This window comes from Pseudomonas sp. IT-P171, from assembly GCF_949767765.1.
GTDB lineage: Bacteria > Pseudomonadota > Gammaproteobacteria > Pseudomonadales > Pseudomonadaceae > Aquipseudomonas > Aquipseudomonas fluorescens_B.
The window spans coordinates 118,940-134,029 of sequence record NZ_CATKQN010000033.1; the positions used below are offsets into that span (position 1 = coordinate 118,940).

Here is a 15,090-nt window from a genome sequence, read left to right on the forward strand (position 1 = left end):
GGATGGCGCAGTAACGCGCCGCCCGAAATCCCACGAATGTTATGAGGACTCCCATGCGTCTTATCCGCATGCTGTTGCTGCCGGTTCTGGCTTTGACCACGCTCTCGGCCCACGCCGACGACAAGGACGTGACGCGTCTGACCCAACTGCTGGAAAAATCCCAGACCCTGACCGCGCGTTTCTCGCAGCTGACCCTCGATGGCAGCGGCACGCAATTGCAGGAAACGGCCGGTGAAATGTCTCTGCAGCGCCCGGGCCTGTTTTACTGGCATACCGATGCGCCCGCCGAGCAGGTCGTGGTTTCCGACGGCAAGAAGGTGACGCTGTGGGATCCGGACCTGGAACAGGCCACCATCAAGACCCTCGACCTGCGCCTGAGCCAGACGCCGGCGTTGCTGCTGTCCGGTGATGTGTCCAAGATCAGCGAGAGCTTCGCCATCAGCGCCAAGGAAGCCGGCGGCGTGATCGACTTCACCTTGAAGCCGAAAACCAAGGACACCCTGTTCGACAGCCTGCGCCTGTCGTTCCGCAATGGCCTGGTCAACGACATGCAACTGATCGACAGCGTCGGTCAGCGCACCAACATCCTGTTTACCGGCGTGAAGGCCAACGAGCCGATCCCTGCGTCGAAATTCAAGTTCGACATTCCTAAAGGTGCGGACGTCATTCAAGAGTAAAACGCAGAGCCTGTGAGAACGGGCTGTTGTGGCGAGGGAGCTTGCTCCCGCTGGACTGCGCAGCAGGCCCCTTCTTTTCAGTTAAAAAGAGGGGGGGGCGCTTCGCGACCCAGCGGGAGCAAGCTCCCTCGCCACAGATTGATGACATGCTCGGCTGATTGGCATCTGGAATATGAGGTTTTAGAAAAGCAGTGATGGACCTGTTTCGCAGCGCCCCGATCTCCCAGCCCTTGGCCGCCCGTTTGCGCGCGGCCAATCTGGATGAGTACGTCGGTCAGGAACACGTGCTCGCTCGCGGCAAGCCATTGCGCGAAGCGCTCGAGCAGGGTGCCCTGCACTCGATGATTTTCTGGGGGCCGCCGGGCGTGGGTAAAACCACGCTGGCGCGGCTGCTCGCGGAAGTCTCGGATGCGCACTTCGAAACGGTCTCGGCAGTCCTGGCTGGTGTGAAGGAAATCCGCCAGGCGGTGGAAATCGCCAAGCAGCAAGCCGGACAGTACGGCAAGCGCACCATCCTGTTCGTCGATGAAGTGCATCGTTTCAACAAGTCGCAGCAGGATGCGTTTCTGCCGTACGTTGAAGACGGCACGCTGATTTTCATCGGCGCGACCACGGAAAACCCCTCATTCGAGCTCAACAATGCGTTGCTCTCCCGAGCCCGCGTCTATGTGCTCAAAAGCCTCGACGATGCAGCCCTGCGCAAGCTGGTGCACCGCGCGCTGACCGAAGAGCGTGGCCTGGGCAAACGGCAACTGACCCTCAGCGATGAAGGTTTCCAGATGCTGTTGTCTGCCGCCGATGGTGATGGCCGGCGCCTGCTCAATCTGTTGGAAAACGCCTCGGATCTCGCCGAAGACAACAGTGAAATCGGCGTCGATCTGCTGCAAAGTCTGCTCGGCGACACCCGTCGGCGGTTCGACAAGGGCGGCGAAGCGTTCTACGACCAGATTTCCGCGCTGCATAAATCGGTACGCGGCTCCAATCCCGATGGCGCGTTGTACTGGTTCGCGCGGATGATCGACGGCGGTTGTGATCCGCTGTACCTCGCCCGGCGCGTGGTGCGCATGGCCAGCGAAGACATCGGCAATGCCGACCCCCGCGCCCTGAGCCTGTGCCTGGCGGCGTGGGAAGTGCAGGAGCGCCTCGGCAGTCCGGAAGGTGAACTGGCGGTGGCCCAGGCCATCACTTACCTGGCTTGCGCGCCGAAAAGCAACGCGGTGTACATGGGCTTCAAGGCGGCCATGCGCAGCGCCACCGAACATGGCTCGCTCGAAGTGCCGTTGCACCTGCGCAACGCGCCGACCAAGCTGATGAAGCAACTCGGTTACGGCGATGAATATCGATATGCCCACGATGAACCGGACGCCTACGCTGCCGGCGAAGATTACTTCCCCGAAGAGCTTGAACCACAACCGTTCTATCAGCCAGTGCCCCGTGGCCTGGAGCTGAAGATCGGCGAAAAGCTCAATCACCTTGCGCAACTGGACCGTCTCAGCCCCCGGCAAAGGAGAAAATAGTGCTTCCATTGATCGTTGCGGTTTCCGTCGGCGGTGTCGCCGGCACACTGTTGCGCTTTGCCGCCGGTAATTGGGTCAACGCTAATTGGCCGCGGCACTTCTATACCGCGACGCTGGCCGTTAATATCGTCGGCTGTTTGCTGATCGGCGTTCTATACGGTCTGTTTCTGATTCGCCCGGAAGTGCCTTTCGAAGTGCGCGCCGGGCTGATTGTCGGTTTCCTCGGGGGCCTGACGACTTTTTCATCCTTTTCACTGGATACGGTGCGCCTGCTGGAAAGCGGGCAAGTGCCACTGGCCCTGGGCTATGCTGCCATCAGCGTATTCGGCGGGCTGCTCGCCACCTGGGCTGGCCTGTCCTTGACCAAACTTTGATAACGAGAGACCGACATGCTCGATTCCAAACTGTTACGTAGCAACCTTCAGGACGTAGCGGACCGCCTGGCTTCCCGTGGCTATACGCTGGATGTTGCGCGCATCGAAGCGCTGGAAGAACAGCGCAAGACCGTCCAGACCCGCACCGAAGCACTGCAGGCTGAACGTAATGCGCGCTCCAAATCCATCGGTCAGGCCAAGCAGCGCGGCGAAGACATCGCGCCGTTGATGGCGGACGTCGAGCGCATGGCGAATGAATTGAGCGCCGGTAAAGTCGAGCTGGACGGGATCCAGACCGAACTGGATTCGATCCTGCTCGGCATTCCTAACCTGCCGCACGAGTCCGTGCCGATCGGTGATGACGAAGACGGCAACGTCGAAGTGCGCCGCTGGGGCACCCCGACCGCATTCGATTTCCCGGTCCTGGACCACGTCGCCCTGGGCGAGAAGTTCGGCTGGCTGGACTTTGAAACCGCCGCCAAGCTGTCCGGCGCGCGTTTCGCCTTGCTGCGTGGCCCGATCGCCCGTCTGCACCGCGCCCTGGCGCAGTTCATGATCAACCTGCACACCAGCGAACACGGTTACGAAGAGGCTTACACGCCTTATCTGGTCCAGGCGCCGGCGCTGCAAGGCACTGGCCAGTTGCCGAAATTCGAAGAAGACCTGTTCAAGATCACCCGCGAAGGCGAAGCCGATCTGTACCTGATCCCGACCGCTGAAGTGTCGCTGACCAACATCGTGGCCGGCGAGATCGTCGATTCGAAGCTGCTGCCGATCAAGTTTGTCGCCCACACCCCGTGCTTCCGTAGCGAAGCCGGCGCATCGGGTCGCGATACCCGCGGCATGATTCGTCAGCACCAGTTCGACAAGGTCGAGATGGTCCAGATCGTCGAGCCTTCGACATCGATGGAAGCGCTGGAAGGCCTGACTGCCAACGCCGAGAAAGTCCTGCAACTGCTGGAGCTGCCTTATCGCACCCTGGCGCTGTGCACCGGCGACATGGGCTTCAGCGCGGTCAAGACCTACGACCTGGAAGTGTGGATTCCGAGCCAGGACAAATACCGCGAGATTTCGTCGTGCTCCAACTGCGGCGATTTCCAGGCCCGTCGTATGCAAGCGCGTTTCCGCAACCCGGAAACCGGCAAGCCTGAACTGGTTCACACCCTGAACGGTTCCGGTCTGGCAGTCGGTCGTACGCTGGTGGCGGTGTTGGAAAACTACCAGCAGGCCGACGGCTCGATCCGTGTGCCTGAAGTGCTGAAACCGTACATGGGTGGCCTCGAGGTCATCGGCTAAATGGACTATCTGCCGCTGTTTCACAACCTTCGCGGCAGTCGTGTGTTGGTCGTCGGCGGGGGGGAGATTGCCTTGCGCAAATCCCGCCTGCTGGCCGATGCCGGTGCGCTGCTGCGGGTGGTCGCACCTGAAATCGAACCGCAACTGCGTGAACTGGTGACCGGCAGCGGTGGCGAGTGCTTGCTGCGCGGTTACGTCGAGGCGGATCTGGACGGTTGCGGGCTGATCATTGCCGCCACCGATGACGAACCGCTGAACGCGCAAGTCTCTGCCGATGCTCACCGGCGCTGCGTGCCGGTCAACGTGGTGGATGCGCCGGCCTTGTGCAGCGTGATTTTTCCGGCGATTGTCGACCGGTCGCCGCTGATTGTTGCCATCTCCAGCGGCGGCGATGCGCCGGTACTGGCGCGGCTGATCCGGGCGAAAATCGAAACCTGGATTCCTTCCACCTACGGGCAATTGGCCGGTCTGGCCGCGCGTTTCCGCAACCAGGTCAAAGGCCTGCTTCCGGATGTGCAGCAGCGTCGGGCGTTCTGGGAAGATGTGTTTCAGGGCCCGATCGCCGATCGGCAACTGGCCGGGCAGGGCGCTGAAGCCGAGCGTTTGCTGCTGGCGAAAATCGCTGGCGAGCCGCCGACAAAAACCGGTGAGGTGTATCTGGTCGGTGCAGGGCCGGGTGATCCCGACCTGCTGACCTTCCGCGCCTTGCGCCTGATGCAGCAAGCCGATGTGGTGCTGTATGACCGTTTGGTGGCGCCGGCGATTCTCGATTTGTGCCGTCGCGATGCCGAGCGGGTGTACGTCGGCAAGCGTCGCGCCGATCACGCGGTGCCTCAGGATCAGATCAACCAGCAATTGGTGGACCTGGCCAAGCAGGGCAAGCGCGTCGTGCGGTTGAAGGGCGGGGATCCGTTTATTTTCGGGCGCGGCGGTGAAGAGATCGAAGAGCTGGCGGCCCATGGCATCCCGTTCCAGGTCGTGCCGGGAATCACGGCGGCCAGCGGTTGCGCGGCGTATGCCGGGATTCCGCTGACCCACCGCGATTACGCGCAGTCGGTGCGATTCGTTACCGGCCACTTGAAGGACGGCTCCACCGATTTGCCATGGGCCGATCTGGTCGCACCGGCGCAAACCCTGGTGTTTTACATGGGGCTGGTGGGCTTGCCGATCATCTGCGAGCAGTTGATCAAGCATGGTCGCGGGGCGGATACCCCGGCGGCGTTGATCCAGCAGGGCACCACGGTCAATCAGCGGGTGTTTACCGGCACCCTGGCCGATCTTCCACGGCTGGTGGCGGAGCATGAAGTGCATGCACCGACGCTGGTGATTGTTGGGGAAGTGGTGCAGCTGCGCGAGAAACTGGCGTGGTTTGAAGGGGCTCAGGCGCAGGTCTGAACACCGGGTCGGTCGCATCGCCAGCAGGCTAGCTCCCACAGGGGATTTGTGAGCGACACAGATCCAGTGTGGGAGCTAGCCTGCTAGCGATTAGGGGCCTCTAAAATTGCACAAACCTCAGGCCCTGCGCCAAACCCCTTTCCCGCTCAACCGTGCCCGATCATGGGCCGCGCTGAAATCCTGCTCCGGCCCTTTCGGCACGATACCCGTCGGGTTGATGGTCTTGTGGCTGCCGTAGTAGTGGTTCTTGATGTGGGTAAAATCCACCGTCTCGGCAATCCCCGGCCACTGATAAATCTCGCGCAGCCAATTCGACAGGTTTGGGTAATCGGCAATCCGCCGCAGGTTGCACTTGAAATGTCCGTAGTACACCGCATCAAAGCGAATCAGCGTGGTGAACAGCCGAATGTCCGCTTCGGTCAGGTATTCGCCTACCAGATAACGATTAGCGCCTAACAACGCTTCCAGCCGATCCAGCTCGGCAAACACCTCAGCGAACGCTTCTTCATAAGCCTTTTGCGATGTGGCAAACCCGGCGCGGTACACACCGTTGTTCACCGCCGGATAAATCCGTTCGTTCAGTGCATCGATCTCGCCCCGCAGCGGCGCCGGGTAAAAGTCCAGGTCATTGCCGGTCAACTCATCGAACGCGCCATTGAACATGCGGATAATCTCCGCCGACTCGTTGTTGACGATGCGATTCTGCTGTTTGTCCCAGAGCACCGGCACGGTGACGCGCCCGGTATAGTCGGCGGTATCGGCGGTGTAACGTTGGTGCATGAAGTCGAGGTGATCGAGCTTGTCGCCAGTCGAGCCAAAATGCTGGTCGAAGGTCCAGCCGTTTTCCAGCATCAGCCAGCTGACCACGGACACGTCGATCAGGCTTTCGAGGCCTTTGAGTTTGCGCAGGATCAACGTGCGATGGGCCCACGGACAGGCGAGGGACACGTACAAGTGATAACGACCCGCTTCTGCCGCAAAGCCACCGACACCGGTCGGGCCGGGTTTGCCGTCGGCGGTCAGCCAGTTGCGCCGCTGCGCCTGTTCACGCTGGAATGCGCCGTCCTTGCTGCTTTCGTACCACTGGTCGTGCCAGCGACCTTCAACTAACAAACCCATGTTCAAGACTCCTCAACCGATAAGCGTTGGAGAGGAGTCTATTCGGATAGGTTCGATAAAAAAGCGCAAAGGTTGGAGGGTTATGATCGGTTAAATCGATCTGTCCCGAGCGTCCCAATACTGCTGGGCGGTTTCGAAGGCTTGCTCGCGCGTCTGGCCGAGGCCGCGCAAGGCGAGGGCCATGGTCGCGATCAGCGCCATTTGCGGGTAGCTGTCGACCACGTCGCCACGCCATACGGCTTTCAAATGTCCGGGGTCGAGCGAGGCGGGTTTGACGTGGCGCTGGCTCGACAGCTGTGGCCATTCTTCATCCCAGCTCTCGCCGCCGGTGGTGCCGTACAAGTGGCTGTCGGCGTCGGGGTTGATCTCGATTTCGCCGCCATCGCCCTTGACCACGATCGCCGTGTCGCCGAGCAAGCCGCTGGCATCACGGTGCACCGCCTGATAGCCGGGGTGGAAAATGCTTTGCAGGCCACATCGAGCGCGCAACGGATTGAGAATGCGCGCCAGGGAATGGATCGGCGAACGCAGGCCGAGGGTGTTGCGCAGGTCGATCATGCGTTGCAGTTGCGATGCCCAATCCACCAGCGGCATGAATGCGAGGCCGCCGTTGTCGAGGGCCGAGCCGACCTGTTGCCAGTCGCGGCACAGCGGGATGTTCAACTCGTCCAGCAATTGCTCGCTGTACAGCCGCCCGGCGGTGTGCGCGCCACCGCCGTGCATGAAAATCCGCACGCCGTTCTGCGCCAGGCACTTGGCCGCCAGCAGATACCACGGCAGATGACGCTTCTTGCCGGCGTAGGTCGGCCAGTCCAGATCGACATTCAATGCCGGTGCCTGCAAACGTTCACGCAAGGCTTCGGTGAACCCGGCCATTTCCTCGGCACTTTCTTCCTTGTGCCGCAACAGCATCAGAAATGCACCGAGCTGAGTGTCTTCGACCTTGTCGTCGAGCACCATGCCCATGGCTTCGCGTGCTTCCTCTCGGGTCAGGTCGCGGGCGCCGCGCTTGCCTTTGCCGAGGATCCGCACGAACTGGGCGAAGGGGTGTTCGGCGGGCGTTTCGAGGGTCAGCGCTGGGTAGTCGGTCATAAGCAATTCGTCGGTTTGGGCAGGCCCGCGAGTTTCGCGGCGAGTTTGGCAGGGGTGCCTTTGAACAGTCGGTTCAGGTGCAGGCTGTTGCCTTTTTCCGGGCCGAGCTTCAACGCGGTGTATTTGATCAGCGGGCGCGTCGCCGGGGACAGCTGGAATTCGGCGTAGAAGCTGCGCAGCAGTTCGAGGATTTCCCAATGGTCAGGGCTCAACTCGATGTCTTCGGCGGCGGCGAGGGCACTGGCTACTTCAGCGGACCAGTCGCTCAATTCAACCAGGAATCCATCCTTGTCCAGCTCGATGGCGCGGGCGCCGACGGTCAGTGAATTCATAGCCAACTGTTGACCTTGTCGTAGTGAATCGACAGTTCGACGAAAGCTGGATAGTCGATGGCCTTGGCGGTGTCAGGAATGTCCAGCGCGCGCGCCCGGGCATCTTCGGCCAGCACGAACAGCGTCGGGTGGCGAGCGTTCAGCGCGTCGCAGGGTACGGTGCCCGGCTGCAACGCGTACACCGCGTCGCCGGTCAGCAGCAGCGCATCGTTTGCACCGATCACGCGCAGGCAACTGGTCAGGCGATCGTCGCCGAACGGGGAATGAGACAACACATGCAAAGTCGACATCAGAGGGTGATCACCTGGTCGTAACGGTCAATGAGGGCGGTGATGTCGTGGGTGCTCAGCACCTGGGCTTCTTCGAGAGCCAGACCGGTCGGGTCCAGACCGCGTTCAGCGGCGCTGTCGCCACAGACGAAGAGGTCTTCGACGCCGAACATTGGCAACGCCTGCAGGTTGGCGCTCAGGTCTTTCTGTTGCAGGGCCCTGGCGTCCTGTTTCGCGGCGAGCTGGAACACGCCGTCATCGAGAAACAGCAGGCCGATCGGCAGGTCGAACGCGCCGCCGGCCAGCACGATGTCCAGCGCTTCCCGCGCGCTCGGCCCGGACCACGGTGCCTGACGACTGATGATCAGCAGGGATTTAGGCATGTCACGCACCTCCGAAGCAGATCAGGCGGTCGGCATCCTGCACCGCGTCATGCAACTGGCCGAGCCCGGACAACTCCCACGGTGCGCCGACGGCAATGGCCTCGCGCTGATAGCGCCCGGCTTCTTCTTCGTTCAACACGCCACGGCGCAGGGCGGCGGCGATGCAGACCACGCCGTCCAGCTGGTGCTCGGTGACGAAGGCGCGCCATTGCTTGGGCAAATCCAGCTCATCCTGCGGCGTGACCACGCTGCTGGAAGCGTTGTACACGCCGTCCTGATAGAAAAACAGCCGGACGATTTCATGCCCGCCGGCCAGCGCAGCCTGGGCGAACAGCAAGGCGCGGCGCGAGGAGGGCGCATGGGCGGCGGAAAACAGCGCGATGGCGAACTTCATGACGGACTCGATCAGCAAAACTGCGGCCATGATAAAGCTTTATCGCGGGTGCGGCTAAATCGATGTTGTCTATGCGGGCCTCGTCGCGGGCAAGCCCGCGATGAGGCCCGAACAGTCGATACAGGATCAACGCGGCATATACCCCAACTGCCAGCGCCGCGGAACCTTCAACGACAGCGCCCCCAGCGCACCCGCCAGCAATCCGCTGACAAACAGCGCCTGGAGCCCGAGATGCTGTTCCAGCACGGCACCGAGCACTGCGCCGGCAAACATGCCGGTCCAGGGGATCAGTTGCACCCGCCATCCGTTGCGCCGCTCGCCGAGCATCCAGCGTCCCAGGCCGCGGCCGAAGCGCGACAAGGCGCCGGTGACATAGGTCAGCCCCACCGGCAGACCGTTCACTTCTTCGACGGCCGCATTGAGCATGCCCATGGCGATGATCGCTGCCAGCAGCGCCGGCAGTTGTTCGTCATAGGGCCAGGCCGCGGCCGCACACAACAGCATGGCGATGCACAGTAATAACGGCAGCGCCCGACGCCCGCCCAGACGACTGACCACAATGCCCAAGGCATTACCGAGGATGAACGTCCCCACGAGCAGCAGCAGGCGCAACGTCAGGCCCATATCGCCGTCGCTGATCGCCACGGCCAGGCGAGTGGTGTTGCCGCTCATGAAGGAGACGAAGTCGCCGCTGGCCATGAAGCCGATGGCGTCGGTCATGCCGGCGAGTACGGAGAGTGCGGCGACCAGCGACAGGCCGATACGCCCGCGCCATTTCTGGGTGTGCAGGTGCCCCGGACTGGCGCGGGTTGTGGAGGACGAAGGCAGCATCGGTGGCGGGATCCTTGATCGGTGACGGTTACGGATTCAATCCATATAACTCGCAATAGTCCCGCCAGTCCATCCCTGCCATTTCCGCTACTTCCTTGTGCACTTCCATGCGTTGGGCCTGATAATCCTCGGCCGTCGCGGCCGTCAGTTGCAGCGTCAGCTCCCAGGCGAACAAGCCCAGGCGCTCGGCCTCGGCTTCGAACGCTTCATGCAAGCGTTCGTCGCGAAATTGCGCCGCTGTTTCACCCTTGGCCTGGGCCAGCAGCGGGTTGAGGTTGTCGAGTTCGTGGCGCAGCTCGGGGCGCTCATCGAGAAACTTCCTCAGCGCCTGCTCGTGTTGCTGTTCGGTTGCCGCCATGGTCGCTCCTTGAGAATGGGTTACGAAGACTGCTTCTTGCTGGCCTTGGCCGCAGCGGCCAGGCATTCGAGGGCCCACTGCTCGGGGTAGGTCATCTGGATCGGCGTGGTTTCGCCCTTCACGGTGCGTTCGCCATCGAGGATGTAACGGATCCGCTTGTCGGTGACGCCGATTCGCTTGGCGATCCAGGAAGGCGTCTGACCGATCTGGCTGATCAGCTTGTCGGCGTATTCAGCGGTCGGTTTGTAAAACTCGGCGTTGGGTGTCATGGACGTTCCAGAAAAAATAGGCCCGGAAATAGGGGCGATACGGCGTTTGGCGCGACAGGGTGCGCGAATCGTTGCGCGGTGTCGCGGTATAAATGAAGTAAAGCAGAACGATACGCCTGCCCACGGTGATACAGTCCGCTTTTTCTTGATGAGCACATGCAATGCGAATTCTGATGGTGGCGCTGGCCGCAACGTTGCTGGCGGGATGTGCCGGTTCGGCAATGAACGATGCCCGCACCGGAGCCCCGTACAAAACCCTGACGTCGGACAAGCCGGAAAAGGTCGTTGCCCAGTGCGTGCAGTTTTCCTGGCAGGACGAAGCGGTGTTCGGCGTCGATGCGGGCGCGTACCTGCAGCCGGGCAAGAAGGGCGGGTCGACTGTTTACACGCGTTCGGCGGAATCCTTTGTGGACATCACCGCGGATGCCTCGGGTACGACGTTGAGTTATTACGCCCGGCATGACGATTTTGTCGCCAAGCGCCGGTTGGCGGCACTGGCGACTTGCCTCTGATTTACTGAACACCGCAATACCCTTTGTAGGAGCCAGCAAACCGGCTCCTACAGGTTAGGCGTTGTTAATCAGGCGCTTCTGAAAGAAGAACCGCTTGTGCCCCGGCGGGTAATCAGCGATCTGGCCCAACTCGCTATACCCGAGCTTCTTGTAAAACTCCGGCGCCTGAAAATCGAAGGTGTCCAGCCAGATCCCCACGCACTCCTTCTCCCGCGCCAGGTCTTCGGCCATCTGCATCAGCCTGGAGCCTATGCCTTGTCCCCGGCCCTGTTCTGGCACCGAGAGCAATTCGATAAACAACCACTGATAGAAAAACCGGCCATACAGTCCGCCCAGGGTTTCACCCTGGTCATCGCGAACCATCAAGGCCAGCGGTTGCGCCTTGCCGTCACCCGCTTGCGCGACGTTGTAGGCGCGCAACGGTGCAAGGATCGCCTCGCGATCTTCCGGTGTCGGGTTTTGCAACAGTTCGATGCTTAATGTCATTGGCTACATCCTTATGGCAGTGAGGCACGAGCGTATCCGGGTCGCGACGTTTGTTCTATCCCCCCGACGAACAGAGGAACCGTCGCCAGCGCGCAGATGTCTAGCCTTTACAGCGTCATTCCAGAACGCAACCGAAGAGGGCCACCTGCCTTGAACATTTTTGAAGCCTTGCGCGAAAGCCATGACCGCCAACGCACCTACGCCGATGCACTGATCAAGACCAGCGGCGACACCCCGGAACGCGTCGAAGCGTACAAACAGCTCAAGTCCGAACTCCAGGCCCATGAAACCGCTGAAGAGCGGCATTTCTATATGCCGTTGATGGAATTCGACAACGGTGTCGACCTCAGCCGCCATGCGATTTCCGAACACCACGAGATGGACGAAATGATGGAAGAGCTCGACGAGACCGAGATGTCGAGCCCTGCCTGGACGGCGACCGCGAAGAAACTCTCCGAGAAGGTCCATCACCACTTGAAAGAGGAAGAGCAGAAGTTCTTCCAGATGGCCGGCAAGTTGCTCGACGACAAGCAGAAGGAAACGCTCGCCGGGCAATATGAGAGGGAATACAAGGCTCAACTGTCATGAAGGTCTTTTCGTCTAAGATGGGCGTCTTCTGACGATTTAAGGACGCCTTGTCATGCCGAACACAGCCGAACGGGTCAACATCATCGAGTCCCAGGTGCTGTCCCACGACTGGTATTTGCTGAAGAAAATCACCTTTGATTACCAGCGCAACAATGGCGAATGGCAGCGCCAGACCCGCGAGGTCTACGACCGTGGCAATGGCGCGGCGATTCTGCTGTTCAACCGAGAGAAAAAAACCGTCGTACTGACCCGGCAGTTCCGCTTGCCGGTGTTCGTCAACGGTCACGACGGTTTACTGATCGAAGTGGCGGCGGGGTTGCTTGAAGGTGCCGCGCCGGAAGCGCGCATACGCGATGAAGCGGAAGAGGAAACCGGATACCGCGTGCACCATGTGCAGAAGGTCTTTGAGGCGTACATGAGCCCGGGCTCGGTGACTGAAAAACTGCACTTCTTCATCGCCGAATACGACGCTTCATCGAAAGTCGGCGAGGGTGGCGGGCTGGAGGAAGAGACCGAAGAGCTGGAAGTGCTGGAGTGGTCGTTCGAGGCGGCGCTCGAGGCGTTTTATCGTGGCGAAATCTGCGATGCGAAGACCATCATGCTGTTGCAGCATGCGGCGATGAAAAACATCTTCTCGGCGTGAGTCATCCTCCCTGTGGCGAGCTCGCTGGCGCCGGGCTGCGAAGCGGCCCCAAAATCTTCAGCCTTATCCAGGATTTTGCCAGCGCTGCGCACTGGAGCGGGAGCAAGCTCCCTCGCCACAAAGGAGCGGGCGTTAATTCGAAAACAAATCGCCCATCCTGTTGGCGCCCGACCACTCGCATCCCTCCAGCGTCAGCAACAATTCCTTCGCCTCAAGCCCACCCGCAAACCCCGTCAGTTTCCCCGAGGCGCCAATCACCCGATGACACGGCGCAACAATCGAGATCGGGTTCTTGCCATTCGCCGCACCCACCGCGCGAACCGCGCTCGGGTTGCCGATCTGCTCGGCAATCTGGCTATAGCTGCGCGTTTCGCCGAAGGGAATGGTCAACAGCGCTTGCCACACCTTCTTTTGAAAATCAGTCCCGGTGAAATCCAGTTCCAGGTCGAAGCGATTTCGTGTGCCGGCAAAGTATTCCGTCAACTGCTGCCGGGCGCGAACCAGGATCGGGTTGTCCGGAGCTTCGCTGAGCGGGCCAAGCCGCACACGGTTCGGTTTGTCGTTTTCCCAGAGGATGGCCGCGAGTCTTGCACCGTTCGCGACCAGCTTCAATTCGCCGACCGGAGAGGCCAGGGTGGTGAAGGTAAACGTCATGCCGACGAACTCCAAAACGGGTGAACAGGGGACAAGCATACTGCCTCGTTGGGGAGGCGCAATACGCAATCCCAGCCATACTGCGTACTGCTCTTGACACGTTTTCTCTGTTTTTTACCGACCCTAAAAACAAAAAGAGACCGACTCATGAAGTTCGAACCTTTTGCCAAATCGCTCATCGCGACCTCCTTGGCGCTCAGTTGCCTGATGGCCCACGCGGCCTCCGTCGCGCCTGTCGCTGCCGAAAACGGCATGGTGGTCACCGCCCAGCACCTGGCCAGCCACGTGGGTGTGGATGTGCTCAAGAACGGTGGCAACGCCATCGATGCCGCGGTCGCGGTCGGGTATGCGCTGGCGGTGGTGTATCCCGCGGCGGGGAACCTGGGTGGCGGCGGTTTCATGACCATTCAACTGGCGGACGGGCGCAAGACCTTCCTCGACTTCCGCGAAAAAGCCCCGCTGGCCGCCACTGCCGATATGTACCTCGACAAAGAGGGCAATGTCGTGCCGGATCTCAGCACCCGTGGCCACCTCGCCGTCGGCGTGCCGGGCACGGTATCCGGCATGGAGCTGGCGCTGAGCAAGTACGGCACCAAACCGCGCAAGGAAGTGATCGCCCCGGCCATCAAGCTCGCTGAAGACGGTTTCACACTGGAGCAGGGCGATGTCGATTTGCTGGAGTACGCCACCGACGTGTTCAAGAAGGACATCAAGGATTCCGGCTCGATCTTCCTGAGCAACGGCGAGCCGATGCAAGTCGGGCAGAAACTCGTTCAAAAAGACCTGGGCAAGACCCTGCGGGAAATCTCCGAGAAGGGGGCCGACGGCTTCTACAAGGGGTGGGTGGCTGACGCGATCGTCACTTCCAGCCAGGCCAACAAGGGCATCATCACCCAAGCCGATCTCGACAAATACAAGACCCGCGAACTGGCGCCCATCGAGTGTGATTACCGTGGCTACCACGTGGTCTCGGCACCGCCGCCAAGCTCCGGCGGCGTAGTGATCTGCGAGATCATGAACATCCTCGACGGTTACCCGATGAAGGACCTGGGCTACCACTCGGCGCAGGGCATGCATTACCAGATCGAAGCCATGCGCCACGCGTATGTCGACCGCAACAGCTACCTCGGCGACCCGGATTTCGTGAAAAACCCGATCGCCCATCTGCTGGATAAAAACTACGCGACCAAAATCCGCGCCGCCATCAATCCGCAAAAGGCCGGCGTGTCCCGCGAGCTCAAACCCGGCGTCGCGCCCCACGAAGGCAGCAACACCACCCATTATTCGATCGTCGACAAATGGGGCAACGCGGTCTCGGTGACCTACACCTTGAACGACTGGTTCGGCGCTGGCGTCATGGCCAGCAAGACCGGGGTCATCCTCAACGATGAAATGGACGACTTCACCTCGAAAATCGGCGTGCCGAACATGTACGGCCTGGTGCAGGGCGAGGCCAACGCCATCGCGCCGGGCAAGGCGCCGCTGTCGTCCATGAGCCCGACCATTGTCACCAAGGATGGCAAAGTCGTAATGGTGGTCGGCACGCCGGGTGGCAGCCGCATCATCACCGCGACCTTGCTGACCATCCTCAACGTGATCGACTACGGCATGAACATCCAGGAAGCGGTGGATGCGCCGCGTTTCCACCAGCAGTGGTTGCCGGAAGAGACCAACCTGGAAACCTTCACCACCAGCCCGGACACCGTGAAGCTGCTTGAAAGCTGGGGACATAAGTTCGCCGGGCCGCAGGATGCCAACCATATCGCGGCGATTCTGGTCGGCGCGCCGTCGCTGGACGGTAAACCGGTGGGCAAGAACCGTTTCTACGGGGCGAACGATCCGCGTCGCAACACCGGGTTGTCGCTGGGTTACTAAGGGTTGTGTTCGCAAGGGGGCGGATT

At 61.0% G+C, this 15,090-nt stretch carries 20 protein-coding genes; 9 read left to right on the forward strand and 11 right to left on the reverse strand.

The genetic code is table 11. The features are described from left to right. The first annotated feature begins 53 nt into the window (after nt 1-53). The 5 genes from lolA to cysG all read left to right on the forward strand — a co-directional run bounded on the left by lolA (nt 54) and on the right by cysG (nt 5,259). Nucleotides 54-677 (forward strand): outer membrane lipoprotein chaperone LolA, encoded by a 624-nt coding sequence (gene lolA / locus ACM6I5_RS17880; protein WP_414880070.1) that lies wholly within the window; start codon nt 54-56, stop codon nt 675-677. A 194-nt stretch (nt 678-871) separates the two neighbouring features. Further along, a complete protein-coding gene (locus ACM6I5_RS17885) occupies nt 872-2,194 on the forward strand; it encodes a replication-associated recombination protein A (RefSeq protein WP_017339586.1) in 1,323 nt (440 codons plus the stop codon). Further along, the gene (crcB, locus tag ACM6I5_RS17890) at nt 2,194-2,568 is read left to right on the forward strand and encodes a fluoride efflux transporter CrcB (protein WP_017339585.1); all 375 of its coding nucleotides are present in this window, start codon (nt 2,194-2,196) and stop codon (nt 2,566-2,568) included. The genes ACM6I5_RS17885 and crcB overlap by 1 nt, the downstream gene beginning before the upstream one ends. A gap of 15 nt (nt 2,569-2,583) precedes the next feature. Beyond that, nucleotides 2,584-3,864 (forward strand): serine--tRNA ligase, encoded by a 1,281-nt coding sequence (serS, locus tag ACM6I5_RS17895; protein ID WP_414880068.1) that lies wholly within the window; start codon nt 2,584-2,586, stop codon nt 3,862-3,864. Continuing rightward, complete coding sequence (gene cysG / locus ACM6I5_RS17900) at nt 3,865-5,259, forward strand: siroheme synthase CysG (RefSeq protein WP_017339583.1); 1,395 nt, start codon at nt 3,865-3,867, stop codon at nt 5,257-5,259. A gap of 117 nt (nt 5,260-5,376) precedes the next feature. Here cysG and ACM6I5_RS17905 read toward each other — a convergent pair whose 3' ends face one another. The 9 genes from ACM6I5_RS17905 to ACM6I5_RS17945 all read right to left on the reverse strand — a co-directional run bounded on the left by ACM6I5_RS17905 (nt 5,377) and on the right by ACM6I5_RS17945 (nt 10,306). Further along, the gene (locus ACM6I5_RS17905; protein WP_414884310.1) at nt 5,377-6,378 is read right to left on the reverse strand and encodes a glutathione S-transferase family protein; all 1,002 of its coding nucleotides are present in this window, start codon (nt 6,376-6,378) and stop codon (nt 5,377-5,379) included. Nucleotides 6,379-6,468: 90 nt separating this feature from the next. After that, nucleotides 6,469-7,470 carry a glycosyl transferase family protein gene (locus ACM6I5_RS17910; RefSeq protein ID WP_414884311.1) on the reverse strand — a complete coding sequence of 334 codons (1,002 nt, stop codon included), beginning with the start codon at nt 7,468-7,470 and terminating at the stop codon, nt 6,469-6,471. Beyond that, nucleotides 7,467-7,802: a TusE/DsrC/DsvC family sulfur relay protein gene (locus ACM6I5_RS17915; protein WP_017339580.1), complete on the reverse strand. Its 336-nt coding sequence runs from the start codon at nt 7,800-7,802 to the stop codon at nt 7,467-7,469. The genes ACM6I5_RS17910 and ACM6I5_RS17915 overlap by 4 nt, the downstream gene beginning before the upstream one ends. Next, nucleotides 7,799-8,092, reverse strand: a complete 294-nt coding sequence (tusB, locus tag ACM6I5_RS17920; protein WP_017339579.1) for a sulfurtransferase complex subunit TusB — start codon at nt 8,090-8,092, stop codon at nt 7,799-7,801. Before tusB ends, ACM6I5_RS17915 begins: the two co-directional genes overlap by 4 nt. Then, nucleotides 8,092-8,454 (reverse strand): sulfurtransferase complex subunit TusC, encoded by a 363-nt coding sequence (gene tusC / locus ACM6I5_RS17925; RefSeq protein WP_414880064.1) that lies wholly within the window; start codon nt 8,452-8,454, stop codon nt 8,092-8,094. The genes tusB and tusC overlap by 1 nt, the downstream gene beginning before the upstream one ends. A 1-nt stretch (nt 8,455) precedes the next feature. Further along, on the reverse strand, nt 8,456-8,848 hold the full coding sequence (gene tusD, locus ACM6I5_RS17930; RefSeq protein WP_031319020.1) for a sulfurtransferase complex subunit TusD: 393 nt from the start codon (nt 8,846-8,848) through the stop codon (nt 8,456-8,458). Nucleotides 8,849-8,974: 126 nt separating this feature from the next. After that, nucleotides 8,975-9,679, reverse strand: a complete 705-nt coding sequence (locus ACM6I5_RS17935) for a YoaK family protein (protein ID WP_414884312.1) — start codon at nt 9,677-9,679, stop codon at nt 8,975-8,977. A gap of 28 nt (nt 9,680-9,707) precedes the next feature. Further along, the gene (locus ACM6I5_RS17940; protein WP_017339575.1) at nt 9,708-10,037 is read right to left on the reverse strand and encodes a DUF6388 family protein; all 330 of its coding nucleotides are present in this window, start codon (nt 10,035-10,037) and stop codon (nt 9,708-9,710) included. A 20-nt stretch (nt 10,038-10,057) separates the two neighbouring features. Further along, nucleotides 10,058-10,306 (reverse strand): hypothetical protein, encoded by a 249-nt coding sequence (locus ACM6I5_RS17945; RefSeq protein WP_150582959.1) that lies wholly within the window; start codon nt 10,304-10,306, stop codon nt 10,058-10,060. Between the two features lie 161 nt (nt 10,307-10,467). Here ACM6I5_RS17945 and ACM6I5_RS17950 point away from each other — a divergent pair, with 161 nt between their 5' ends. Next, on the forward strand, nt 10,468-10,818 hold the full coding sequence (locus ACM6I5_RS17950) for a hypothetical protein (RefSeq protein ID WP_414884314.1): 351 nt from the start codon (nt 10,468-10,470) through the stop codon (nt 10,816-10,818). Nucleotides 10,819-10,872: 54 nt separating this feature from the next. On the opposite strand, the gene ACM6I5_RS17955 is transcribed toward ACM6I5_RS17950, so the two are convergent. Continuing rightward, the gene (locus ACM6I5_RS17955) at nt 10,873-11,304 is read right to left on the reverse strand and encodes a GNAT family N-acetyltransferase (protein WP_017339572.1); all 432 of its coding nucleotides are present in this window, start codon (nt 11,302-11,304) and stop codon (nt 10,873-10,875) included. A gap of 150 nt (nt 11,305-11,454) precedes the next feature. On the opposite strand from ACM6I5_RS17955, the gene ACM6I5_RS17960 reads away from it, so the two are divergent. Both ACM6I5_RS17960 and ACM6I5_RS17965 read left to right on the forward strand, forming a co-directional pair. After that, entirely contained in the window at nt 11,455-11,892 is a 438-nt protein-coding gene (locus ACM6I5_RS17960) for a hemerythrin domain-containing protein (RefSeq protein ID WP_414884315.1), read from the forward strand. A 52-nt stretch (nt 11,893-11,944) separates the two neighbouring features. Beyond that, complete coding sequence (locus ACM6I5_RS17965) at nt 11,945-12,535, forward strand: NUDIX domain-containing protein (RefSeq protein WP_414884316.1); 591 nt, start codon at nt 11,945-11,947, stop codon at nt 12,533-12,535. Nucleotides 12,536-12,667: 132 nt separating this feature from the next. Here ACM6I5_RS17965 and ACM6I5_RS17970 read toward each other — a convergent pair whose 3' ends face one another. Further along, nucleotides 12,668-13,189: a methylated-DNA--[protein]-cysteine S-methyltransferase gene (locus ACM6I5_RS17970; protein WP_017339569.1), complete on the reverse strand. Its 522-nt coding sequence runs from the start codon at nt 13,187-13,189 to the stop codon at nt 12,668-12,670. A 147-nt stretch (nt 13,190-13,336) separates the two neighbouring features. Between ACM6I5_RS17970 and ggt the strand changes: the two genes are divergently transcribed. After that, the gene (gene ggt / locus ACM6I5_RS17975; protein ID WP_414884317.1) at nt 13,337-15,064 is read left to right on the forward strand and encodes a gamma-glutamyltransferase; all 1,728 of its coding nucleotides are present in this window, start codon (nt 13,337-13,339) and stop codon (nt 15,062-15,064) included. Nucleotides 15,065-15,090: the final 26 nt, after the last annotated feature.